We start from the raw sequence: 23,400 nt of genomic DNA, 5'->3' as shown, positions 1-23,400 counted from the left end.
CTAGGGGCGCCGTCACGACGGTACGGTCTGCCACGCGCACTCGGTGATTTGGACCACGTTCCCGCGGGGCGAAGCCGCGTCGCTACAGTCTGCGTAAACGCACATGGGCAATGTGGGATTTACAACAGTATCGCGTGAAATGGCCGCTATGATCGAGCCGTCCGGGTCGAGCCCGCCTGGGCGCGTTGCGTAGTTTGTCTATTTTTAGGGATTAGACGAATGGCGACGAAACAGCCTGTCCGATCGCTGTCGATCGGCCCGACATCGGATCTCGTGGTCGCGGCGCCATGGCGCCCTGGGCTCATCCAGGCGGACGAGTCGATGACGCCCGGGGCACGCCTGGCCCGCACCTTCCAGGCCATTTTCGCAATCCGGCAGCGTGCACGAGAGGCCCTCACCGAACCGGCGTTCGCCGACCCGATCGAACGGCTCGAACAGATCCACTCCTTCCGCCTCTCGGCGGAGGAAGACGAAATGCGTCTCTCGGTCACGTTCGACTTCGGATGGGAAAGCTATATGCGCGCACTGTGGAAGGAGGCGGGGCCCTTCCTCGACCTGCTGTGCTGCCATTGTGCCGACTACAAGCTGGCGCGCGACACGCCGCTGCACGAATGGCAGCAGTGGATCCGGGATAACCAGCGCGCGTCGCATTATTTCTACAGCGCGACTCCGTTGACGGTCTGCGACCTGGCCGGGCTGAGCCAGGCGGAGCGTGCCGGGCGCGAACAAGTGGATGCCGCCGCCGCCGACCGCCTGCTCACCGGCTTCTGCAGCCGTAGCGCGACCGAGCTCAGCAGGGAAGTCAGGCTGCGCGCGCCTGCGGCGGCGGTGGACCAGGCGATCCGGGTGATCCTCGCAATGTACCGGCTCACTCGCTATTGGACGACCGACGTCACTCAGGCAGGGCTCGGCGAGGACGCCAAGACGCTGATCCGGGCGACGCGCGGCATGATCGAGGGTCATTTCGTCGATCCGGGCAGCTTTCCGCCGCCGCTGGAGGCGGCCTACGCCGCCGAGCTTTCCTGGTATCGCCAGAGGGTCGATGCTGTGCCTCCCGAACACACCGCCGACGCCCACGATCCTGCGAATATCCAGCGCGGCGTGGCGGAGGGCTTCGACCAGGAGACCATCACGCACGGCGCGGCTATCTTCCTGGCGGTGGCCGAGCCGGTGGCTGCGCGTGCCGCACTCGCGACGCTGATCCCGACCGGCCAAACGGCGATGCCGGAGCACGGCATCTTCCGCAATGTCGCCTTCACCTTCCGCGGGCTCGAGCGGCTCGAGATACCAGCGGGGTCGCTGGCGCAGGCACCGGCGGCGTTCCGCGAAGGCGCCGCGGCGCGGGCGGCGGCGGCCGGCGATTTGCGCGAATTCCATCCCAGCAAATGGCGATCGCTGCGCCGAAACTGGGGCAGTGATCCCGAAGCGAGGGTTGCGCTCGACCAGGTCGATCTGTTCGTCCAGCTTCGCGTGTCGTCCAACGGCCCTGCCGACATCCACGATCCCGGCCATCCGCTGGCTGCGGAGATCGGCCGGCTCGCCGGGCTGGCCGGCCTCGAGCTGCTGGCGGTGGAGGCGCTGGCTCCGGCCGTACCCGGCGGCGGCGTCGATCATCTCGGCTTCGAGGACGGACTCAGTCAGCCTCTGCTCGACGGACCGGAGACCAAGCCGTGGTCGGATGCCGTCGCACCGGGCGCCCTTCTGGTCGGTCGCGGTGAGGTTACGCTCGACGAATTCTGGCGGGACGGCAGCTTCCTGGCCGTGCGCCGGATGCCGATCGATCGTGCACGCTTCGACGCATTGATCGCGGGGGATACCTGCCCCGCGCTGCACGATCCCGATCTGCTCGCCGCAAAACTGATGGGCCGCCGGGCGGACGGACAACCCCTTGCGGCAAATTATGGCGCCAACAACTTCGTCTATGACGGCGATGAGTGCGGGGCCGTGTGCCCGCTCGATTCGCACGTCCGCCGCGCCAATCCTCGCCGGGGCAACGTGCCGCGGATCATGCGGCGGGGCATGTCGTTCGGCCCACCGCGCGATTCCGCCGAGAGCGGCGAGCGCGGCGCGTTCTTCATGGCCTATTGCGCGGATCTGGCCGAGCAGTACGAGCGCGTCCTCGGCTGGGTCAATGGCGGCAACAGCACGCGCGTCGGCTCCTATCTCGCCGATCCGCTCGCGGGGGCGCCGACAGGGGCAGGGGGCAGGACCTATCGCTTCCTGCATGGGGGCACCGTTCATCGCGTCCAGCTGCCCGATCCGCAGCGCGGCGTGATCGGCTTGTCCTGGTCGCTGTATCTGTTCGCGCCGTCGCTCGGCGCCATTCAGGGGATCGCCACTCCCATCGTGGCGCAGCGCCAGTCCCCGGCTTCGGACGAACGCACCGCCGCCGGGCGCAAGCTTCTCGCCAGACTCCAGGGTGCCTCGGCGGAAGTCTGGGAGCGGGTCATCTCCGAAGCCGATGCGCGCGCACCGCTATTCGCGGCGATCCAGGCGGATCGTGGCGGCATCCTCCAGACGCCGTTGGGATATTTCGTCGCCAGCCACGCGCGGATCCTTGAAATCCTTCGCGACGATGGCGCGCGCTTCTCGAACGCCGGTGCCGGCGCGAGGATGCGGGAGACGATCGGCCTGTTCCATCTCGGCATGGACCCGAGCGGCCCCGACTATCACGGGGAGGCGGGGACGGCGAACAAGGCGCTCGCGTCGGTCACGTCCGAGATGGCCTTCGATGCCGCGCGCGAGGCGACGAAGCAGATACTCGGCAAGATATTCCAGTTGCGCTCCGCCCCGGTCGTCGCGGTCGACTTGATCAAGGACTTGATCGAGCCGTTGCTCGGCATGCTCGCCAAAAGCTGGTTCGACGTCCCCGACGGTACACAGGTCGAACTCGGGCCCCAGGACTGGCGAATGCCCCCGGCGCGCAAGCCGCGCTTCCCTGGCGATTTCTGGAATCCGTCGCGCTATGCCTTCAATCCGTTTCCAACCCCCGAGACGGAGCGGCTCGCGGTTATCCAGGGCAAGGCCAGCGTAGCCGCGGTCGCCGAGCATATCGGGACTGTCGGACGCGGTTCGCTCACGGGCAGCGTGTCCAGCCGGATCGCAGCCGACAAGACCGCCTATCCCACCGATGCGGATCTCGCGCGGGTGCTGGTCGGATCGATGATCGGCGCGGTGCCAACGGTGGCGGGCAATGCGTTGCGGATCGTATCGGACATGCTGAAGGACGGCAGCTTCGATCCGGTGCAGCGGCAGTGGCGCACAACATCCGATCAGGGCCACGCAAGCGCGCTCGCGTTGCTGCGCCCCGCTACCGACAAGATCTTCCTGAAGACGCCGATCCCCGAACTATTGTGGCGCACCGCGGCAGCCGACGGTGTGATGCTCGGCGAAATTCCACTGCGCAAGGGCGACAGGATCGTCTTCTCGCTGGAGGCCGCCAGCCGCGAGCGAAACGCGAACGGGGCGGTCGATCGCGACATTCCGTTCGGCAGGGCGAGTGAAGGGCGCTCGACCGCGCACGGCTGCCCGGCGCATGCGATGGCCGACGGCATCATCCTGGGCCTGGTCGCCGGCATGGCCGAGTCCGGCAATTTCACCTCCCAACCCGCAGCGATGGCAGAGCTTCGGCCGTTCCCATGAGCGTGCGGGCGTGGCGCAGGTCCTCCGTCATCCCCATCCGTTCGAACGCCGCCGCCGCCTGTGCGAGCCGCGTCGCGGCGACGGCGGCGGGAACCAGGCCCAGCGCCGCTTCGGCTACGTCGCATCGCGCCAGCTCGTGCAGCGCGCCGCGCCGGCGCGCATTGCCGCGGGCGTGCAGCAGCATGCGGCGCGCGCGGCCAGGATCCTCCGCCGCGCACAGTCGTGCCCAGGCGCGCGCGGCCACCGGCATCCCGAACGGCTCGCCCGCGCGCGCCCGCGCATAGGCCTGGCGGACCGCGGCTCGGGTTGCGGCGACGTTGCCCCGTGCTGCCTCCATGTCCGCCAGGCAGCCATAGGCGATCGAAAGCGCCAGTTCCTTGCCGCGGTCGGCCATGCAGGCCACGGCGTCCGCGAGTTCTTCCGCCGCATCCTCCGCGTCGGTCAGGCGCCATTGGGCATAGCTCGCAAAGGCCCGGCTGATCGCGTGGATGTACACCGTCTCGATCCGCAGCGCGACGTCGCAGCCCCTGCGGGCGGTCTCCAGCAGCCCCGCCCAATCGCCTTGCCAGTAGCGCACCGCCGCGCTCCAGCCCATCACCGATCCTTCCACCGGGTGTGAAACGCCCGCGATCAGCCCGACGGCTTCGTCGATCAGCGCGCGCGCCTGCGAGAAGTGCCCCGTATCGGCGAGCAGCGCCGCCTTGAGCGCAAGCGAATAGGCCGTGCCCACAGAGACGTTGCGTCCCGAACGGTGCGCGCGCTTGACGTCGATTGCGGCGTCGAGCAGCGGCGCGGCCCGTTCGTAGCGCCCTGCCGCGGCGAGTGCCTGGCCTTGCGTCGCGCGAAGCTGCACCGCGAAGGCCGATTGCCCGGCTGGCGGAAGCAGATCGACGGCGCGATCGAGCTCGGCCACCGCGCGGCTCGCCTGGCCGCTGCCGTGGCAGACGAACCCGTACCAGAAGCGTGCCACTGCCTCCCCCTCCCGGTCGCCCCGCGCCGCGGCCGCGCGCGCGGCGCGATCGAAGACGATGAGCTGGCTGCGGTCGGAATCGTAGACACAGGCGTAGCCGTATTTGCCGATCAGGCGGACATGGTCGGCATGGCTCGCCTCGTCCGATAGCTGATCGACGACCCGGAGCGCGCGGCCATAGTGCAATTGCGCGCGATCGATCGAGGCGGCCGCGACGGCTCGGTCGCCGGCGCGTTCGGCGTGGACGATCGCGCGTTCGAACTGGCGGCTCTCGTAATAATGCCATGCGAGCAGCTCGTCGCGATCGATACCGGGATCGGGCTCCTGATGCTCGATCAGCTCAGCCACCTTGCTGTGTAACGCGCGGCGCTGATCGACATGGGTGAGCTGGTAGACGACGTTCCTGGTGATACCGTGCTTGAAGCGGAGATTGCCTGGCGTCAGCGAGGGAATCAGCAACTCAAGTTCGCCCAACCGCACGAGTGCGGGCGAACCGGGCGCGATCCCGCAGAGCCGCGAAAGGATCCACGCGGCGCAATCGCCGCCCATCACTGCGGCGGTCTGCAACACCTCGGTAAGGTCAGGCGGCAGCGCGCGGACACGTGCCTCGATGATCGCTGCAATGCGGCCGATCTCGTCCGAATTCGATTCCCCCGCGAGCAGGTCGTTGAGCGTCCGCGCCGAGATCAGGCACAGCTCCTCGAGGTAGAGGGGATTGCCGCCGGCCAGCCGGCTCACCCGTAGACAATCGAGCGTGTCGAGCTCGGGGCGGAGCCGCCGCACCAGCGCCACCGACGGCGGCTCGGCGATCGGGGGCAGGTCGATCACCTTGTCCGCGGCCAGGGGCAGTTCGCCCGGCGCGGCCTCGCGTGACAGGAGCAGGATGGCGATGCCGGCATCCAGCGAGCGCACGCGGCCCAGAAGCTGGAGCGAGGCGCTGTCCGCCCAATGCCAGTCGTCGAGGATCAGCAGGATGCGGCGCTGCCGCGCCAGTCGTTGCAGCCGATCCAGCACGGCTTCGCCCAGCACCGTCAGGTCGTCGTCGTCGCCGCTCGTCTGCGATGCCTCGCCGAGCAACCGGGCTGCGGCGGCTTCGATCTCGCGGAACGGCTGCAGTGTACTTGCCGCCTCCTGCCACACGGCGGCCCCCCGCAGCACCACGGCCGGAACCTCGGCCGCGCGCAGCTCGATCTCCTCAGACAGCCGCGACTTGCCCTGGCCGGGCGGACCGGTGACGGCGATGCACAGGGGCGTAGCCCCGGCATAAGCGAAGAGATCGTGGGCGATCGCTTCCAGCGCGTCGGCGCGGCCGACCAGCGGCGTGCGGCGTCCACGCGTGAACGGGTGCACGGCTTCGTCGCTGGGTCGGGGGCCCAGCACGGGCACCGCCGCGATCTGGTCGCTCGCCCCGCTCACCACCACCAGGCGAACCGGCCCGATCCGGAGGCTCATGTCGGTCGGGCCGAGCGTGCGCTGGCTCACCAGTATCTCGTCGGGACGGGCCGAGGCGGAGAGGCGCGCCGCGACTCCGGTCGCCCGACCGATCACGCCGATGGTGCCGAATTCGGCACCGCGTGTGCCGGTCACCACCAGTCCCGCATGGACGCCGCTGTGCATGACCAGACGTGCCCTGGGCGTTTCCCGCGGCAGGACCAGCGCGCGCGCTGCGGCATGGACGGCTAGCGTCGCGGCGAGCGCGCGTTCGCTGCTCCCGGGGCCTTGGTACACCGAAAGGCTGCCGTCTCCATAGACTTGCGAGACGATCCCGCCATGTTGCGCGACGATTTGCCGGACGGCGTCATGCAAGGTTCCAAGTACCGCGGCAAAGACATCGGGGTCGAGACTGTTGGCCAGTTCGGTCGATCCGCACAAATCGGTGAATGCAAGCGTTACGAAGCTTCGGTTGCTTTCGTCGAACCCCTTGGAGACTTTGGGCGTATTCATGGCCACCCCCCGCGAACTGCCCGATCCTAGCGGGTTCGCGGGGCGCGCAACAGGCTTCCTGCAACGCAACGTACAGCCGATTTTGCCCAAATCAGCACATTGTCAGGCGGCCTGGGTCAGGCAGCCTGGCGCGTCTCGATCGCTTCGCTCATGCGGCTCGCCGTCTTCGGGCCGACGATGCCGTCGACCGCGCAGCCATGCCCGGCCTGGAACGCCATCACCGCCGCCCGGGTCGCCGGGCCGAATTCGCCATCCGGTTGCAGCGACGCACCCAGCAGGCTCAGTTGTTCCTGCAACGCTACCACTTCCGGGCCGCGATCGCCGAGGCTGAGCGCGGGCGGCGGTGCAACGGCCGGCGCGCCAGAGAACAGTCCCTTTGCGTGCCATTCGCGGATCAGGGCATCGCCCGCCTCGAAATGCATGCCGTCCTCGGTGCGGAAGCCGGCCCCCCAGAACCAGCCGTGCCGGTTGAAGATCGGCGCGATCAGCGTCAGTCCCAACTGGACCCGGCCATCGCCTCGCGTGTCGAGGTCGCCGTCGATCGTGAGGTCGATGGCGGTGCCCCAGCTATGGTTGCTGATCGCGGTGGCGGAGCCGCGCACCAGGCGCGCGCACAGCATGCCCGCGGTGCCGAGCGCCGCGTGCACCCGCGGCTGCTGCGCCTTGATGTCCGCAAATATAGTTTCCAGCGAATCGAGGGCGGGCTTGAGCCCGCGCACGCGGATCGGCGCGATCGTGCGTGTCACCATCATCGCGGCGAGCGGGGCGTTGGTAACTTCGCGGCAACTCGCGTCATAGCTCGAACGCGGATTGCCGAGCAATGCGAGCATGGTCGCCTGCTTGGCACTCGATACCTGCGGGTTGATCCCGGCCGGGATGCTGACGAGTTGAGTGAGATCAGACATGTCGCTGCTCCTAACGAGGCGCGCTTCGCGTCTCTGCTGCCGCGATAATGGCATCTCCCCGACCTGCGTCCGGTGGAGTGTCCCACGCTCGGTTCGTGAGTCTTGTCACGCTAGAGCAAGCCGGCGCAAACACATGTGGCATTTATCCCACAATGTGAGTGCAACTATCATATGTAGTCAATTTTGCTTTCAATCATGCCCGTCGCTGCTATTCGACGCACCACAAGCCGAGGAATCGGCACACGGCCTGCGGGGCCGTCCAACTGGGTCGGAGAGAGTATGCGTAAGGGTATCCGCGTTCGTAACAGCGTTTCGTTTGCCGCGATGGCAGCCGCCTTCGTGCTTTCGCCCGCCGCGCTCGCGCAGGACGCGCCGGCCGATCCGGTCGACCAATCCGCGGACTCAGTGGATCAGGCGGCCGAGGGCGACAACGACACGATTATCGTCACCGGCACCCGCGCCAGCCTCCAGTCGGCGATCGGCCGCAAGAAGAATTCAGGCACTGTCGTCGACTCGATTGTCGCCGACGACATCGCCAGCTTCCCCGACAAGAATGTTGGCGAGGCGCTCAGCCGCATTACCGGCGTCCAACTCAGCCGCGAGTTCGGCGAGGGTACGCAGGTTTCGATCCGCGGCGTGGAGCCCGATCTCAACCGGGTTCAGATCAACGGCGTCAGCCAGCAAAGCGCGACCGGTGGCCGCGGCGGGGACTTCCGCGAGCTTGCAGTCGAGCTGGTCAAATCGATCGACGTCTACAAGGGCTATATGGTCGATTTGCCCGAGGGCGGCATCGGCGGCACCGTTTCGGTCGAGACGCGGCGCCCGCTCGATCTCAAGGATCCGATCTTCAGCATCAAGGCCGAGGGTCAGCGCCTCGACCTGACCGAGACGTGGCAGCCGCGCCTCAATTTCCTCGCCGGCCGCGGCGACCTGCTCGACGGCCGCTTCGGCTTCATCGTCAACGTGACGCACAGCGCGGTCGATACGCGCTCGGATTTCGCTGCGAATACCAATTGGAAGCGGATCGCCGATTTTGATCGCTCTACGGAGAAGACGATCGCCAATTCGGCCTATTCTGGCTTCAATACCTATGAAAGCTGCGCGGGCGTGACCGGCGCTACCGCGGCGGTTGCTACCGCCAACCGCCTCGCCTGCGAGACCCAGTTTTTCGACTGGGCGCCCACCATTTACCGCTATCGTTCGCTCGATCGGCGCGATTATCGTACCTCGGTCGATCTGCAGGCCCAGTTCCGCCCCACCGACAATTTCAACTTCTGGGTGCAGGGCCAGATGAACAAGCGGCGCCAGCAGCTCCGCGACATCAATTATTCGATCAACGCCGACCGGTTCGAACGGTATAATTACGACGCGGCGCTGCCGGCCAACGCTGCTGGCGCCACATCCCGCCCGCGGATCACCAACGGCACCTTTACGATCGAGGATCACGTCGTCACCAGCTCGACGCTGGCGCTCAACGGCGTCAATGTCGGCACGGCTTCGGCGCCCAACTATAACGGTGCGAACAGCATCGTCAGCGTTCAGCGTCGCAATTTCGACTACGACCAGTTCACTCAATATTATCAGACCGGGTTCGACTGGGATCTCGATCGGCTCAAGGTCCGCGGGCTCGGTGCCTATTCGAAGGCGCAGCTGATCAACAATACCAATCTAGTTGCGCTCAGCACTGGCGTAGGCGGCATCACCGTAGATCGCCGCAACGAGCTCGGCCTGCCGGTGTTCGGCTTCCCGTCGAGCTTCGATCCGGCCAATGCCGCCGACTATGGAGTCGCGCGCAATGGTGCGAACGGCCAGGCGCTCGTCCAAGCGGGGCCGACGGTCCAATACCGTCCGTCGGACGAGGGCTCGAACGAAAAGCTGGCGCAGCTCGACATGGACTATGAGCTCGGGTGGGGTCCGTTCACCACGATCGAATGGGGCGGCCAGTTCCGCGATCAGCGCTATTTCCGCTATCAGGGCGGCGGCGGCCGTCTGCTGCAGGCTGCGGTCCCGGCCGTGCCCGCGGCGGGCATCGTCGGTTCCCCGGCGGTGTTCCAGAGCACGGCGAATGTCAGCTACAATACGGTGATCGGGCCGGTGCCCGCGAGTGGCCCGGCCGCCGACACTTATTACTGGACTCAGGCGCAGTATCAGGCGTTCCTCGCGCAGACCGGGGTGGTCAATGGCGGCTCGCCGCTTTTCACCGGGTTGCAGGGAGCGCCGTCGGGCGCGCCGAGCCGTATCGGTTTCGCCGAGTTTGCGCCCGAATTGGGCAATTATTACGACTTGTCGCGTTTCACCCAGGCGCTGGTGCGTAACGCCAACGGGCTTCCGCAGATTCCGGCCTATGTCATCGACGAGCAGATCGCCTCGGCCTATCTCAAGGCGAACTTCGAACAGGAATTGCTCGGTATGAAGCTCACCGGCAATGTCGGCGTGCGCTATACCAAGACGCGCGACCGGGCGATGGGCACCAACCGCCGCAACGAGATCCGCATCCGCCCCGGGACGGGCGTGCCGGGCATCCCCGCGGTCACCGAGACAGTACAGGCGCTCACTCAGGAAATCACGATCGAGAACAAGTACGAGGATTGGCTGCCCGCCGTGAACCTCAATCTCGAGGTCGTGCCCAATCTGTTCGTTCGCGGCACCTATGCCAAGAACATGGCGCGCCCCAAGCCCACGGACCTCGCGCCGGCGATCAACTGCACGATCGACACGCTAGACGCGCTCGGTGTCGATGATACCTGCGTTGCAGGTAACCCGGATCTTCAGCCCTATCGCGCCGACCAGTTCGACGTAAACGCTTCTTGGTATCCGAACCGCGATACGCTGGTCAGCGTCGGTTACTATTACAAGGACATCAAGAGCTTCATCGTCCCCAACGTGACGCGCGCCGGGGTCGATCTCTACCACGACGGTACCACCTACACCGTGCGCCAGCCGGTCAACGCGTTTGGCGCCAAGCTCGACGGCATTGAAGTCAGCGCGCAGACCGTGTTCAGCTTCCTGCCGGCACCTTTCGATGGGTTCGGCGCGGGGGGCAACTTCACCTTTGCGCGCGTGCTCAATTCGGGACTGATCAATCAGTCGACCGGCGAAGCGCTCGATGGCTATCCGGGCCTGTCGAAGTACACCTACAACGGCAGCCTGTTCTACGATAAGGGCTTCCTTAACGCCCGTATCTCGTACAACCGTCGTAGCGACTGGCTTGCGGCAGCGTCGGACGCCAATTTCGACAACAGCCCGATCTTCCGCAAGGGCGAGACCTTCATCGATGCCAAGGTGATGTTCCGCCTGACCGACAAGTACAGCGTCTGGGTGGAGGGGCTGAACCTGGGCAAGGAATATAGCCAGACCTACATCGATGCCACCAAGCCGGTCGAATATAATTATCCCGGCCAGCGCATCTTCGTCGGCATGCAGTGGAAGCTGTGATGCCGGTCGCCCGGCCCGAACTTGCTGCCTGTGGCCGGGCATAAGCGCATCCCGGCGTTGCGCCTTGCCGCGCTGGCCGGATGCCTGCTTGCGGCGGGCTGCGCGCCGGTTGCGCGGCCGGTGGTTACGCCCGGCGCCTCCGACTGGAAGATCGAAGCCGAGCAGGCGGCGTTCGTCAGCCTGGGCCCCGTCATCGATATCGAGACCCCCGCTGGGCTGTCGCTCTGGTACAAGCGCGAGTTGAAGGGCCCGGTGGCGATCGAGTTCGAGGCGCTGGCGGTGTCCGAAGGTGGCGCCAACGACGAAGTCAGCGACCTCAATGCCTTCTGGATGGCGCGCGATCCCCGCGCGAAGGGGGGGGCGGTGTTCGCGGCCAGGCGCTCGGGCGCGTTTGCCGGCTATGACGACCTCCAGACCTATTATGTCGGCATCGGCGGCAACCGGAACACCACCACCCGCTTCCGCCGCTACATCGGCGAGCCCGGCAACCGGCCGCTGCTGCCCGGGCACGACCTCAAGGGCGCCGAGAACCTGCTCGTCGCCAATCGCTGGACGCACGTGCGGCTGATCGCCGACGGCCGCCACATCGCCGTCGAGCGCGACGGGCGGCGGATCTTCGAGCTGGAAGACGCGCAGGCCTACAAGCGCGGCTGGTTCGCGCTGCGCACCACCAAGAGCCATTTGCGCATCCGCAACGTGCGCATCGGAAAACCATAGGAGAGCAACATGCGCGTCACGCGACGGACGATGATGGCCGGGACGATCCTGTCGGCCGCAATCACAGGCCCGGCGCTGGCGCAATCGCGGCGCGGCAAGCCCGTCGAGGCGTCGATCCGCTGGATCGATGGCACTGTACCCGAACTCCATACGGGCCAGACCTTCGGCCTAGCCTGGGCGCGCGGCGCGCTGGCCAAGGGGCAGGCGCTGACGCTGCGCGGCGCGGGCGGCGAGGTGCCCGCGCAGAGCTGGCCGACGGCATTCTGGCCCGACGGGTCGATCAAATGGACCGCGCATGCCGTGGCCGCGGGGCAGGGGAGCGACGGGCTCGTCGTCGCCAAGGGCCGCCCGGCGCTGCCTGCTGCGCCGGTTTCGGTACGCGAGACCGCCGACGCGATCCTGATCCGCTCGGGCGCGCTCGAATGGGACGTCGCCAAGAGCGGTCCCGCCGCGATCCGCTCGGCGAAGAACGGCGAGCGCACCCTGCTCGCCAATGCCCGCCTGCTCGGCGAGATCCGCGCCGGCTCGCCCGAAGGCGAGCGCATCGCGCTGACCGGCACGATCGAGCGAGCGGTGGTCGAGCAGAAGGGCCCGGTCCGCGCAGTGGTGCGGCTCGAGGGCACGCACCAGGGCGGCGGGCGCTCGGTCCTCCCCTTCGTCGTCCGGCTCTATGCCTACGCCGGGTCGGAAGCGCTGCGCATCGTCCACAGCTTCGTCCTCGATATCGAGGCGACCGACCACATCTCCGCGCTCGGCATCGCCACCGACGTGCCGATGCGTGGGGCCTTGCACGATCGCCACATCCGCCTCGCCACCGCCGAAGACGCGATGTTCGCCGAGGCGGTGCGTCCGCTCACCGGGCTGCGCCGCGATCCGGGCAAGGCGGTGCGCGAGGCACAGGTCGCCGGCAAGGCGGTTACCGCGGAAATGCGCGATCCGGTGGGCAAGCTGCTCGAGCGCATCCCGGCGTGGAGCGACTTCAGCCTCGCCCAGCTCTCCGCCAACGGCTTCACCCTCACCAAGCGCACCGGCGAAGGCCATGGCTGGATCGACGGCGACGAAGGCCGACGCGCGCCGGGCTTCGGCTATGTCGGCTCGCCGCAGGGCGGGGCGGGGATCAGCGCGCGGTACTTCTGGCAGCGCCACCCGACCCAGCTCGATATCCTGGGCGCCGCCAGCGACACCGCCAGCCTCACTGCCTGGCTCTGGTCGCCCGAGGCCAGGCCGATGGATGTCCGCCCCTATCACGGCACGATGGGGATGGAGAGCTTCGCCGCGCAGAACGAAGGCCTCGACATCACCTATGAGGATTACGAGCCGGGCTGGGACGACGCCAAGGGTATCGCACGCACCAGCGAGCTGATGCTCTGGGCATTCGACGCCACCCCCGCGACGCCCCGGCTCCAGGCACTCGCCCGCGCCGCCGCGACGCCCCCGCAGCTGATGGCCGACCCGGCGCATCTCCACGCCGCCGGCGTGTTCGGCGACTGGGGGCTGCCCGATCGCTCGACGCCGGCACGGGCGCGGATCGAGGACCAACTCGCAAACCTGATCGATTTCTACGACGGCGAAGTCGATCGCCGCAGCTGGTACGGCTTCTGGGATCATGGCGACGTGATGCACAGCTATGACAGCGACCGGCACCAGTGGAAGTACGACATCGGCGGCTTCGCCTGGGCGAACTCCGAGCTCTCGCCCGATCTCTGGCTCTGGTACGCGGCGCTGCGCTCGGGCGATGCCAGGACCTGGCGGCTCGCCGAGGCGATGACGCGGCATACCGGCGAAGTCGATACCTACCATATGGGCCGCTTCAAGGGGCTCGGCACGCGCCACGGCGTCCAGCATTGGAGCGACAGCTCGAAGCAGCCGCGCGTCAGCAACGCGGCGTACCGGCGCATCTTCTATTATCTCACCGCCGACGAGCGCGTCGGCGACCTGATGCGCGCACTGATCGACTCGGAGGAGACGCTCCAGCATGTCGAGATCGGCCGGAAGACCGGCGCGCCCAAGGAGGATCTGCCCGAGGGCGTGATCCAGATGGCGTTCGGCACCACCTGGGCGGTGTGCGCAGGCGCGTGGCTCACCGAATGGGAGCGCACCGGCGAGCGGAAATGGCGCGACCGCATCGCCGCGGGGATGGACAGCATCGGCCGGATGCCCAATGGCTGGCTTACCGGCGGCGCGCCCTACGATCTCAAGAGCGGGCGCTTCCTGGTCCGCGACAATATCGGCATCTCGCACCTCAACGCAGTGTTCGGCGCGGTCGAAATCCAGTCCGAGCTGATCGCGCTGATCGACGTGCCGCGTTTCCGTACGGCATGGCTCGATTATTGCCGCTGGTTCAACGCGCCGCGCGACGAATGGGCGGCGAAGTTCAACCGTCCCTATGGCGGGCGCAACTTGAAGCAGGGCCATTCGCGCCTCACCGCCTATGTCGCCAAGGCGACCGGCGATGCGGCGCTCGCCAAGCGCGCGGCCGAGGAATTCTATTCGGGTGAGGCGGGGCAGCGCATGGCGGCGGACCCGCGGATCAAGCTGCCCGGTGGGGTGGTCGAATGGCCCGGCGTCTCGACCAACGGCGCATCGCAATGGGGCCTCGCCGCGATCCAGACGCTGGCGCTGATCCCCGAGGCGCTGGATACGGTGCCTGTCCCGACCCGCGCGCCGCGGACCGACCAGGCGAATCCGGAGCAGGGGCCGACGTATCGGCCCTGACGAGGAAGTGGCGGGACGAATTCCCTAACCCGTTCGTGTCGAGCGAAGTCGAGACACATTGCTTCTCGACTACGCTCGAAGCGAACGGATGGGCGTGAACTCCCGACTGCGATTTAGAAAACCGCGCTTACCAATTGCCGGAACGCATCCGCCCGGTGGCTCATCGCATGCTTGGCCTCGGGATCCATCTCGCCATAGGTGACGTCGTGGCCATTGGGCACGAACACCGGATCATAGCCGAACCCGTGCTCGCCGCGCGGGGGCCAGACCAGCACGCCGTCGGCGCGGCCCTCGAACCATTCGACATGGCCGTCGGGCCAGGCGAGCGCCAGCGCGCAGACAAAATGGGCGTCGCGGCCGGTTTCGGGCGGCAGTGCGGCAAGCTTGTCCTCGACGCGCCGCATCGCGACGGCGAAGTCCTTGGTCTCGCCCGCCCAGCGTGCCGAGAAGATTCCCGGATCGCCGCCCAGCGCCTCGACGCACAGCCCGCTATCGTCCGCCAGGGCGGGCAGCCCCGAAAGATCGGCAGCCTGCAGCGCCTTCAATTCGGCATTGGCCACGAAGGTCGTGCCCGTCTCGTCGGGCTCGGGCAAATCGAGCTCGGAGGCAGATACCGGCTCGATCCCATAGGGACCGAGCAGCGCCTTGATCTCGCGCACCTTGCCGGGGTTGTGGCTGGCGATCACCAGCTTGCCGGGCGTCAGCTTGCGGATCGCCTGGGGCCCAACCCCCTTAGAGACTTCGCCTTCGCCGCTCATCCTACGGCTTTCAACTGCGCAGCGAAGATCTGGTTGCAGCCGATGCGTGCGAGACGGAGCAGGCGAAGCAGCCCTTCCTCGTCATAGGTCGCGCCTTCGGCGGTCGCCTGCGCCTCGGCGATCTTGCCGTCGGCGAGCAGCACGAAGTTGGCGTCGGCATCGGCGGCGCTGTCCTCGTCATAGTCGAGATCGAGCACGGGATTGCCCTGGTAGATCCCGCACGAGACCGCCGCGACTTGGGTGAGGATCGGATCCTTCTCGAGCAGCCCGGCGGCGAGCAGCTTGTTGGTCGCGATGCGCAGCGCCACCCAGGCGCCCGAGATCGCTGCGGTGCGTGTGCCGCCATCGGCCTGGATCACGTCGCAGTCGAGCGTGATCTGGCGCTCGCCGAGCAGCTTGAGGTCGGTGACCGCGCGCAGCGAGCGCCCGATCAGCCGCTGGATCTCCTGGGTGCGGCCCGATTGCTTGCCCTTGGCCGCCTCGCGCGCGCTGCGCGTATGGGTGGCGCGCGGCAGCATGCCGTATTCGGCGGTGACCCAGCCTTCGCCTTTGCCGCGCAGCCAGGGCGGGATACGCTCTTCGATGCTCGCGGTGACCAGCACGCGGGTCTCGCCGAAGCCGATCAGCACCGATCCTTCCGCGTGACGGGTGAAATTGGGCTCGATCGTGATCGCACGCATTTCGTCGGGGGCGCGGCCGGAGGGGCGCATCGGTTCATTCTCCTGCAAACTGGTTGGCGCCACCTAGACGGTGTCGCGCCGGGAACCAAGCCGGCGCGCGTTAGTAGGGCAGGCGAGCGGAGGAAACTATGCGCAACTGGATGATCATCGGTGTGGCAGCGGTGGCGCTGGCGGGCTGCGTCGCGCCCGAGCGGCCCGATGTGTTGACCCCGATCGAAGGCGATTCGATCACCTACGAGACCGGCCCGTGCTTCGGCCGCTGCCCGGTCTATGCCGTGACGGTGAGTCCCAACGGCAGCGGCGTGTTCGAAGGCAAGAACTTCACCGCGGTGACCGGCGAGCGGGCCTTCACGCTGAGCCGCGCGCAATATGATGCCTTCGCCGCCAAGCTCGCCCCCTACCGTCCGGCAAGTGGCGAGGTTCGCTATTCGCACGGCACCCCCAATTGCGGCAATGCGCCGACCGACATGCCGAGCGTCGAGGTCCGCTGGACCCGCGCGATCGGCGACAGCCAGAAGCTGCATTTCTATTATGGCTGCCGACGCGACAACGCCGCGATGGCCGACGCGCTGGGCCATGCGTCCGAGCTGCTGCCGATCCAGGAGTTCATCGGGCCGCGGCCATAGTCGTCAGGCCCTCCCCCGACCCCTCCCGTAAACGGGAGGGGAGCGACAAGGGTGATCGCTGGATTTCATCGCTCCCCTTCCGCGAAGCGGGAGGGGTCGGGGGAGGGGATGCACGCCAGCCAGTTGAGCCCGACGCCGCCTTCGCTACATAAGAACCCATGACCACGCCCCCGATCCACGAACTCACCGATCGCGCGCGCGACGTGTTCCGGATCGTGGTCGAATCCTATCTCGACAACGGCGCGCCGGTCGGTTCGCGGACGATCTCGAAGATCTCGACGCTCAACCTCTCGCCCGCCTCGATCCGCAACGTCATGCAGGATCTCGAGGAAGCCGGCCTGCTCGCGTCGCCGCACACCAGCGCCGGCCGTATGCCCACCCAGACCGGGCTGCGCCTGTTCGTCGATGGCATGATGCAGGCGAGCGCCCCTTCGGCGGAGGAGCGCGCCGCGATCGAATTGCGCGCCGGCCAGACCGGGCCGATCGAGGAGGCGCTGGCGAGCACCACCGCGGCGCTTTCGGGCCTGTCGTCGTGCGCCGGCCTCGTGCTGGTGCCCAAGGCCGAGCCCGTGCTGCGCCAGTTCGGCTTCGTGCCGCTGAGCCACGACCGCGCACTCGCCGTGCTCGTCGGCGAGGACGGATCGGTCGAGAACCGCGTCGTCGAGCTGCCCGGCGGTGTCGATCCGGCCTCGCTCCAGCAGGCCGCCAATTATATGAGCGCGATGCTCGCCGGCCTCACGCTGGCCGAGGCGCGCGCGCGAATCGAGCGCGATCTCGGCCGGCAGCGCGCCGCGCTCGACAGCGCGGCGTCGACGCTGGTCGAGCGCGGGCTCGCGGTATGGAGCGAGGACGGCGATCGCCGCCCGGTGCTGATCGTCCGCGGCCAGGCGCGGCTGATCGACACCGCCGCCGCCGAGGATCTCGATCGCGTCCGCCGGCTGCTCGACGAACTCGAGGGCAAGGAAGAGATCGCCCGCCTGCTCGATAGTGCGCGCGAAGGCGAGGCGACGCGCATTTTCATCGGATCGGAGAACAAGCTCTTTGCGTTGTCGGGGTCGTCGGTGATCGCCAAGCCGGTGCGCGCGCTCGACGGCCGTGTGGTCGGCGTGGTCGGCGTGATCGGCCCCACGCGGTTGAACTATGCGCGCGTCGTGCCCATGGTGGATTTCACGGCGGCCACATTGGCCCGATTGCTAGCCTGACGAACAGGAAACCATGTCGAACGAGAATGAAATGAGCGCGGATACCAACGACGCAGAGACCAGCCTTCGCGAGGAAACCGCCGAGGCGGCGCCCGAAGTCGCCGAGCACGATCGGATTGCCGAGCTCGAGGCGATGCTTGCCGAATCGCAGGCCGCGGTGATGTATGCCCAGGCGGAGACGCAGAATGTCCGCCGCCGCGCCGAGAAGGAGGCGCAGGACGCCCGCGCCTATGCCGCAACCAATTTCGCGCGCGACATCCTCTCGGTGTCGGACAATCTGAGCCGCGCGCTCGCGGCCATTCCCGCCGAGCTGCGCGAGGACGACAAGCTCAAGGGCTTGGTCGTTGGGCTCGAGGCGACGGGCCGCGAGATCGATTCGGTATTCGCGCGCCACGGCATCTCGAAGATCGTCGCGGTCGGCGAGACGCTCGATCCCAATCGCCACCAGGCGATGATGGAAGTCCCCTCGGCCGATGCCGCGCCGGGCACCGTCGTCCAGGAAATCCAGACGGGATACATGATCAAGGACCGGCTGCTCCGCCCGGCACTGGTCGGCGTCGCCAAGAAGCCGGATTGAACTTTCTTCTAAGCCCCTCCCCTGAGAGGGAGGGGCTTTAGATTAAATCCGCTATTGCAAATCATTCGCAACGAACGCTAGAGCCGACCCCGGCCCGCATCGGCGGCCGGCAGCGGGATCGCGGCGTGTATCAATATCTCGATCGAACCGTGACCGAACTCGCGCCCGGCGATGCGTTGCTCGTCTGGGCGATGCGGCAATGGGTGGAGGCGATGCGCGGCGGGCGCTGCCCCTGCGCCGCGCTGGGCCCGGCGCTCGCGGCGCGGCGGCTCGGCGCGATCCTGCCCGACTTCAACGTCGCGATGATGCTGCTCGATCGGGAGGGCATCTGCTCGCTCCAATTCCGCACGGTCGGATGTCCCAGCTTGGGCGATGACGAGGCATTGTTGCTGGCACTTCACGCTGCGGCCGCTAAAGGGCAGGAAATCGTGGTCCAGAATATCGTCGAAGCGCTGGTGAAGCCCGAGGCACAGCGCACGCTTCAATTCGCCGCCACGCGCATCGCCCAAGCCCTTGCGGCCTGAGCGAGGTGTATCACGTCACGACTCAGGAATCGCTTCTTTCCATGAACATGCACGCCCGCCCGCCCCAGCTGCTTCCCGAGCATGCCGCCTTCCAGACCTGCGCGGTGCGCTGGGTGCGGCACTGGAACGAGCATCTGTTCAGCTTCGCGATCGAGCGCCCGGCGAGCTTCCGCTTCCGCTCGGGCGAGTTCGTGATGATCGGGCTCGAAGGCGAGAGCAAGCCGCTGATGCGCGCCTATTCGATCGCCAGCCCGACCTGGTCGGACGAGCTCGAATTCCTCTCGATCAAGGTGCCCGACGGCCCGCTGACCTCGCGCCTCCAGCTGATCCGCGAGGGCGACCAGCTCTACCTCGGCAAGAAGCCCACCGGCACGCTCGTCGCCGATGCGCTGCTCCCGGGCAAGCGGCTGTTCCTGCTCTCGACCGGCACCGGCCTCGCGCCGTTCCTCAGCATCGCGCGCGATCCCGACATCTACGATCTGTTCAGCCAGGTCGTCATCGTCCACTCGACCCGCCGGGTGAGCGACCTCGCTTATCATGACGAACTCACCGCGCAGCTCGCCGGCGATCCGCTGGTGGCGGACCAGGCGCTGCTCCAGTTCCACTATATCCCGACGGTGACGCGCGAGCCCTTCCGCACCAGTGGTCGGATCGGTCAGCTGATCGAGAATGGCTGGCTGTTCAAGGCCCCGGTGTCGGGCGACAGCGCGCTCAATCCGGAGACCGACCGCGTGATGCTCTGCGGCAGCACCGAGATGATCAAGGACTTCTCGGTGATGCTCGAAGCCCACGGCTTCGAGGAGGGCTCGAACAACAAGCCGGGCACGTTCGTGGTCGAACGCGCGTTCGTGGGGTGAACCCGGGAGGGCTTTAGAAGGGTGACGCACGGCACCACGTCCCCTATCTCCCTCCTATGTCCTCGCGCTTCGATTCCGTCCCCAACCGCCGCGCCCTGATCGACCGGCGGGCCGTCGCCGAGCGCCTTGCCGGGCTCGAGGCGAAGGACGCCGCCGCGCTCCGCCATGCCGCGACGGTCGAGCTCAAGGCCGCACTCGACATCGGCCAGGCCGAGATCGCGCGCCGTCTCGCCGAACACCCCTCGCGCGGGCACGAGACGGCGGCTGCCGGCGCGTTCCTGATCGACCAGCTGCTCCGCCTGCTCTGGGACTTCACCACCCAGCGGCTCCACCCCAACCCCAATCCCAGCGCCGCCGAGCGGCTCACCCTGATCGCGGTGGGCGGCTATGGCCGCGGCGAGATGGCGCCGCATTCGGACATCGATATCGGCTTCCTCACGCCCTGGAAGGTCGCCGGCTGGTGCGAGCAGGTCATCGAATCGATGCTCTATTCGCTGTGGGACATGCAGCTCAAGGTCGGGCATTCGTCGCGCTCGCTCGACGAGATGGTCCGCCAGGCCAAGGCCGACATCACCGTGCGCACCGCCTTGCTCGAGGCGCGCTACGTCTGGGGTGACACTGCGCTCTACGACGAGGCCGCACGGCGCTTCAAGGCCGAGGTCCAGGCCGATACCGCGCGCGATTTCATCACCCAGAAGCTCGCCGAGCGCGATGCGCGGCACAAGCGGATGGGCGATAGCCGCTACGTCGTCGAGCCCAACGTCAAGGAAGGGAAGGGGGGCCTGCGCGATCTCCACGCGCTCTTCTGGATCGGCAAATACGCCTACAATGTCCGCGAGCCCGCCGAACTGGTCGAGGCCGGGCTGCTCACCCCGCTCGAATACCGCCAGTTCCGCCGCGCCGAGAATTTCCTCTGGGCGGTGCGCTGCCACCTGCACCTGCTCACCGGCCGTGCCGAGGATCGCCTCACCTTCGACGTCCAGCCCGAGATCGCCGAGCGGATGCGCTATGCCGATCGTCCGGGCAAGTCGAAGGTCGAGCGCTTCATGCACTTCTACTTCCTCCAGGCGAAGGTGGTGGGCGACCTGACCGGCGTGTTCCTCGCGCATCTCGACGAGAAGTTCGCCGCGCGCGGTTCGCGCTTCGGGCTACCGCGGATGTTCAAGACGCCCCGGAAGCTCCACGGCTTCATGCTCGAACGCGGCCGGCTGGCCCTGCCGCGCGACAGCTTCTTCCAGGAAGACCCCGTCCGGCTGCTCGAAATCTACCAGCTCGCCGACCTGCACGGGCTGGAGATCCACCCGACCGCAGTGCGCGCCGCGACGCGCGACGCGCGGCTGGTCGACGATGTCCGCAGCGATCCGCGCACCAACGCGCTGTTCCTCGACGTGCTCACCAGCCCGCGCACCCCCGAGCTCGTGCTGCGCTGGATGAACGAGGCCGGCGTGTTCGGCCGCTTCGTGCCCGATTTCGGCCGCGTCGTCGCGCAGATGCAGTTCGACATGTACCACCATTACACCGTCGACGAGCATTCGATCCGCGCGATCGGGCTGCTCAACGCGATCGAGAAGGGCGAGCTTCAGGAAGATCATCCGCTCGCCAGCGGCATCTTCGAGCAGGTCGCGCAACGCCGCGCGCTCTACGTCGCGGTGCTGCTCCACGACATCGCCAAGGGCCGCGGCGGCGACCATTCGATCCTCGGTGCCGAAGTCGCCGAGCGGCTCTGCCCACGCCTCGGCCTCAGCCCCGCCGAGACCGAGACCGTCGCGTGGCTGGTCCGCTGGCACCTGCTGATGTCGGCGACGGCGTTCAAGCGCGACTTGTCGGACTTCAAGACGATCCTCGATTTCACTGCGCAGGTGCAGAGCCCCGAGCGGCTGCGGCTGCTGCTCCTCCTGACGATCGTCGATATCCGCGCGGTCGGCCCAGGCGTGTGGAACAGCTGGAAGCGCCAGCTCCTCACCAATCTGTTCGATTCTGCCGAGGAAGTCCTCCGCTTGGGCCACAAGCAGAAGGGCCGCAGCGAACGGGTCGCCGCCAAGCAGGCCGCGCTCGCCGAGATCCTCGGCTGGGACGACGCGCGGATGGCGGCGCTCCAGCGCAAGCTCACCGAGCCCTATTGGATCGCCGAGCCGCTCGACGTGCTCGAGCGCAACGCGCGGCAGATCGACGCCGCGGGCGACCAGCAACTCTCGATCGAGGCGCAGGTCTATCCCGATCGCGGCGCCACGCTGGTCAGCGTCTATGCCTCGGACCATCCCGGGCTGTTCTATCGCATCGCCGGCGCGATCCATGTCGCGGGCGGCAACATCATCGACGCGCGCATCCACACCACGCGCGACGGCATGGCGCTCGACAATTTCCTCGTCCAGGATCCGCTCGGCCGCCCGTTCGACGAGGAAGCCCGGCTCAACCGGATCAAGGCGAGCATCGCCGACGCGCTCGCCAATCGCACCAAGCTCCAGGACCGGCTCAAGACGCGGCCGCTGCCGCGTCCCCGCGCGGAAGCCTTCCTGATCGAGCCCAATGTACTGATCGACAACAAGGCGTCGAACCGCTTCACCGTGATCGAAGTCAATGCGCGCGATCGCCCGGCGTTGCTCTGCCACCTCGCCTTCGCGCTGTTCCAGTCGAAAGTGACAATCCATTCGGCACACGTCGCCACGTATGGCGAGCGCGCGGTGGACACCTTTTACTTGACCGATCTTATCGGCGATAAGATCGAGAGTGCGGCACGATTGAAGACGATCGAGCGACGATTGCTCGAAGCGGCGTCGGGGCAGGATATCGCCCAGGCAGCCTGAACAGGGGGACAAGCATGCCGGTGATCGGAATAGGCGGTTTCTTCTTTCGCGCGGCAGATCCCGAGGGGCTGACGACCTGGTATCGCGAGACACTCGGCGTTGGCGGCGGCTGCGGCAAGGACGAGCAGGGTCAGTCGAGCGACTGGTTCTGGTTCCCCGAGCCCGGGGCGGTGGTGTTCTCGCCGTTCACGGCGACCACCGACTATTTCGCTGCGGACAAGCAGTTCATGCTCAACTTCCGCGTCCGCGACTTGGACGGCCTGCTCGAGCAACTCAATGCGCTCGGCATCGCGATCACCACCAAGGACGAATGGGACACGCCCGAAACCGGCCGCTTCGCCCGCATCCACGATCCCGAAGGCAACCCGATCGAGCTGTGGGAACCGCCCGCCGGTTGAGATGCGGCGCGGTGGGGCGTTTGCGCTCGGTCCGCTCAGGGCTGTATCGACATTCAGCTATATTTCCCTCGCCCCCGAAGGGGATCATCGGGTCGGCCATGCCCCCGGCAGGGCCTGAACAGCGCGGGGCGCTGTTCACCCGATGATGGTTGCGCAGACCTAGTCTCTGCGAAGCAGAGGCTTAGTCGGAGCTGGGATTGGCTGGCTGCGCGCGTCACCGGCGCAGGTCACGCCGCGCCATCGCCGCTGCCACTTATTTCGCGGGGATACCTGCGGTGCCAGCGTCGTGCCGGGCGCGGTCGCTCCGGATCCGGGCGATCATTGCCATGAAATTCGGCTTGGCCTGCGCATCTAGGGTGCGCAGGGCTTCGGCTGCCTGCGCCGGGGCGAGCCGGGCCCGAAGCGCGATGGCCAATTGGTCGTTGAGCGGGGCACAGGACAGGCGCGCCTGGGCATAGATCGCTTCGTCGTCGGTGCTGGTTCTGCTGGATCGCACGGCGTGCGTTGCCATGCAGCGGTCTGCGGCCTGCGCGATGATCTGTGGGTCGAGCTGGACCTGGGCCTGCGGGGCCGGTGCCTGCTGAAGTCCCGATAGCGCGATCAGCGCGGCCAGACTCGGTTCAATTCCCATCTCGCTGACTCGCCT

The 23,400-nt window shown here is 67.3% G+C and carries 16 protein-coding genes; 11 read left to right on the top strand and 5 right to left on the bottom strand.

Going from position 1 to position 23,400, the window contains the following annotated elements; translation table 11 throughout:
• Positions 1 to 219 precede the first annotated feature (219 nt).
• A complete protein-coding gene (locus RZN05_RS13090; RefSeq protein WP_317227047.1) occupies positions 220 to 3,642 on the top strand; it encodes a Dyp-type peroxidase in 3,423 nt (1,140 codons plus the stop codon).
• Here the strand turns inward: RZN05_RS13090 and RZN05_RS13085 are convergent.
• Both RZN05_RS13085 and RZN05_RS13080 read right to left on the bottom strand, forming a co-directional pair.
• Positions 3,596 to 6,556: an ATP-binding protein gene (locus RZN05_RS13085; protein ID WP_317227046.1), complete on the bottom strand. Its 2,961-nt coding sequence runs from the start codon at positions 6,554 to 6,556 to the stop codon at positions 3,596 to 3,598. The genes RZN05_RS13090 and RZN05_RS13085 overlap by 47 nt on opposite strands.
• Positions 6,557 to 6,672: 116 nt before the next feature.
• Positions 6,673 to 7,461 (bottom strand): peptidoglycan-binding protein, encoded by a 789-nt coding sequence (locus RZN05_RS13080; protein WP_317227045.1) that lies wholly within the window; start codon positions 7,459 to 7,461, stop codon positions 6,673 to 6,675.
• A gap of 279 nt (positions 7,462 to 7,740) precedes the next feature.
• Between RZN05_RS13080 and RZN05_RS13075 the strand changes: the two genes are divergently transcribed.
• From RZN05_RS13075 to RZN05_RS13065, 3 genes are read left to right on the top strand one after another with little or no spacing between them, the layout of a single operon-like run.
• Entirely contained in the window at positions 7,741 to 10,896 is a 3,156-nt protein-coding gene (locus RZN05_RS13075; RefSeq protein ID WP_317227044.1) for a TonB-dependent receptor, read from the top strand.
• 30 nt (positions 10,897 to 10,926) lie between these two features.
• Complete coding sequence (locus tag RZN05_RS13070; RefSeq protein WP_317227043.1) at positions 10,927 to 11,613, top strand: DUF6250 domain-containing protein; 687 nt, start codon at positions 10,927 to 10,929, stop codon at positions 11,611 to 11,613.
• Between the two features lie 9 nt (positions 11,614 to 11,622).
• Complete coding sequence (locus RZN05_RS13065) at positions 11,623 to 14,328, top strand: exo-rhamnogalacturonan lyase family protein (RefSeq protein ID WP_317227042.1); 2,706 nt, start codon at positions 11,623 to 11,625, stop codon at positions 14,326 to 14,328.
• 113 nt (positions 14,329 to 14,441) lie between these two features.
• Here the strand turns inward: RZN05_RS13065 and rdgB are convergent, their stop codons facing one another.
• Together rdgB and rph are read right to left on the bottom strand one after the other, a co-directional pair.
• Positions 14,442 to 15,086, bottom strand: a complete 645-nt coding sequence (rdgB, locus tag RZN05_RS13060) for an RdgB/HAM1 family non-canonical purine NTP pyrophosphatase (RefSeq protein WP_317227041.1) — start codon at positions 15,084 to 15,086, stop codon at positions 14,442 to 14,444.
• Positions 15,083 to 15,796, bottom strand: coding sequence for a ribonuclease PH (rph, locus tag RZN05_RS13055; protein WP_317227040.1), 714 nt, complete (start codon positions 15,794 to 15,796; stop codon positions 15,083 to 15,085). The genes rdgB and rph overlap by 4 nt, the downstream gene beginning before the upstream one ends.
• Before the next feature lie 98 nt (positions 15,797 to 15,894).
• Here rph and RZN05_RS13050 point away from each other — a divergent pair, with 98 nt between their 5' ends.
• The 7 genes from RZN05_RS13050 to RZN05_RS13020 all read left to right on the top strand — a co-directional run bounded on the left by RZN05_RS13050 (position 15,895) and on the right by RZN05_RS13020 (position 22,754).
• A complete protein-coding gene (locus RZN05_RS13050; RefSeq protein WP_317227039.1) occupies positions 15,895 to 16,392 on the top strand; it encodes a DUF6438 domain-containing protein in 498 nt (165 codons plus the stop codon).
• A gap of 158 nt (positions 16,393 to 16,550) precedes the next feature.
• Positions 16,551 to 17,594: a heat-inducible transcriptional repressor HrcA gene (hrcA, locus tag RZN05_RS13045; protein WP_317227038.1), complete on the top strand. Its 1,044-nt coding sequence runs from the start codon at positions 16,551 to 16,553 to the stop codon at positions 17,592 to 17,594.
• Between the two features lie 13 nt (positions 17,595 to 17,607).
• On the top strand, positions 17,608 to 18,171 hold the full coding sequence (grpE, locus tag RZN05_RS13040; RefSeq protein ID WP_317227037.1) for a nucleotide exchange factor GrpE: 564 nt from the start codon (positions 17,608 to 17,610) through the stop codon (positions 18,169 to 18,171).
• A 125-nt stretch (positions 18,172 to 18,296) separates the two neighbouring features.
• Positions 18,297 to 18,695: a hypothetical protein gene (locus RZN05_RS13035; protein WP_317227036.1), complete on the top strand. Its 399-nt coding sequence runs from the start codon at positions 18,297 to 18,299 to the stop codon at positions 18,693 to 18,695.
• A gap of 47 nt (positions 18,696 to 18,742) precedes the next feature.
• Complete coding sequence (locus tag RZN05_RS13030) at positions 18,743 to 19,552, top strand: ferredoxin--NADP reductase (RefSeq protein WP_394804823.1); 810 nt, start codon at positions 18,743 to 18,745, stop codon at positions 19,550 to 19,552.
• A 56-nt stretch (positions 19,553 to 19,608) separates the two neighbouring features.
• Entirely contained in the window at positions 19,609 to 22,356 is a 2,748-nt protein-coding gene (locus RZN05_RS13025; RefSeq protein ID WP_317227034.1) for a [protein-PII] uridylyltransferase, read from the top strand.
• Positions 22,357 to 22,370: 14 nt separating this feature from the next.
• Entirely contained in the window at positions 22,371 to 22,754 is a 384-nt protein-coding gene (locus tag RZN05_RS13020) for a VOC family protein (RefSeq protein WP_317227033.1), read from the top strand.
• A 253-nt stretch (positions 22,755 to 23,007) separates the two neighbouring features.
• Here RZN05_RS13020 and RZN05_RS13015 read toward each other — a convergent pair whose 3' ends face one another.
• Complete coding sequence (locus RZN05_RS13015; protein WP_317227032.1) at positions 23,008 to 23,385, bottom strand: hypothetical protein; 378 nt, start codon at positions 23,383 to 23,385, stop codon at positions 23,008 to 23,010.
• Between the last annotated feature and the right edge of the window lie 15 nt (positions 23,386 to 23,400).

This window comes from Sphingomonas sp. HF-S4 (genome assembly GCF_032911445.1).
GTDB classification, from domain to species: Bacteria; Pseudomonadota; Alphaproteobacteria; order Sphingomonadales; family Sphingomonadaceae; genus Sphingomonas; species Sphingomonas agrestis.
The sequence above is the reverse complement of the archived record's forward strand: the minus strand, read 5'-3'. Positions and strand labels throughout refer to the sequence as shown.

What these genes read in the sequence shown, in the direction of transcription:
- RZN05_RS13085 (WP_317227046.1), bottom strand. Translation starts at nt 6,556, where the DNA reads ATGAATACGCCCAAAGTCTCCAAGGGGTTCGACGAAAGCAACCGAAGC.
- RZN05_RS13075 (WP_317227044.1), top strand. Translation starts at nt 7,741, where the DNA reads ATGCGTAAGGGTATCCGCGTTCGTAACAGCGTTTCGTTTGCCGCGATG.
- RZN05_RS13030 (WP_394804823.1), top strand. Translation starts at nt 18,743, where the DNA reads ATGCACGCCCGCCCGCCCCAGCTGCTTCCCGAGCATGCCGCCTTCCAG.
- rph (WP_317227040.1), bottom strand. Translation starts at nt 15,796, where the DNA reads ATGCGCCCCTCCGGCCGCGCCCCCGACGAAATGCGTGCGATCACGATC.
- RZN05_RS13020 (WP_317227033.1), top strand. Translation starts at nt 22,371, where the DNA reads ATGCCGGTGATCGGAATAGGCGGTTTCTTCTTTCGCGCGGCAGATCCC.
- RZN05_RS13025 (WP_317227034.1), top strand. Translation starts at nt 19,609, where the DNA reads ATGTCCTCGCGCTTCGATTCCGTCCCCAACCGCCGCGCCCTGATCGAC.
- rdgB (WP_317227041.1), bottom strand. Translation starts at nt 15,086, where the DNA reads ATGAGCGGCGAAGGCGAAGTCTCTAAGGGGGTTGGGCCCCAGGCGATC.
- RZN05_RS13065 (WP_317227042.1), top strand. Translation starts at nt 11,623, where the DNA reads ATGCGCGTCACGCGACGGACGATGATGGCCGGGACGATCCTGTCGGCC.
- hrcA (WP_317227038.1), top strand. Translation starts at nt 16,551, where the DNA reads ATGACCACGCCCCCGATCCACGAACTCACCGATCGCGCGCGCGACGTG.
- RZN05_RS13050 (WP_317227039.1), top strand. Translation starts at nt 15,895, where the DNA reads ATGCGCAACTGGATGATCATCGGTGTGGCAGCGGTGGCGCTGGCGGGC.
- grpE (WP_317227037.1), top strand. Translation starts at nt 17,608, where the DNA reads ATGTCGAACGAGAATGAAATGAGCGCGGATACCAACGACGCAGAGACC.
- RZN05_RS13080 (WP_317227045.1), bottom strand. Translation starts at nt 7,461, where the DNA reads ATGTCTGATCTCACTCAACTCGTCAGCATCCCGGCCGGGATCAACCCG.
- RZN05_RS13015 (WP_317227032.1), bottom strand. Translation starts at nt 23,385, where the DNA reads ATGGGAATTGAACCGAGTCTGGCCGCGCTGATCGCGCTATCGGGACTT.
- RZN05_RS13090 (WP_317227047.1), top strand. Translation starts at nt 220, where the DNA reads ATGGCGACGAAACAGCCTGTCCGATCGCTGTCGATCGGCCCGACATCG.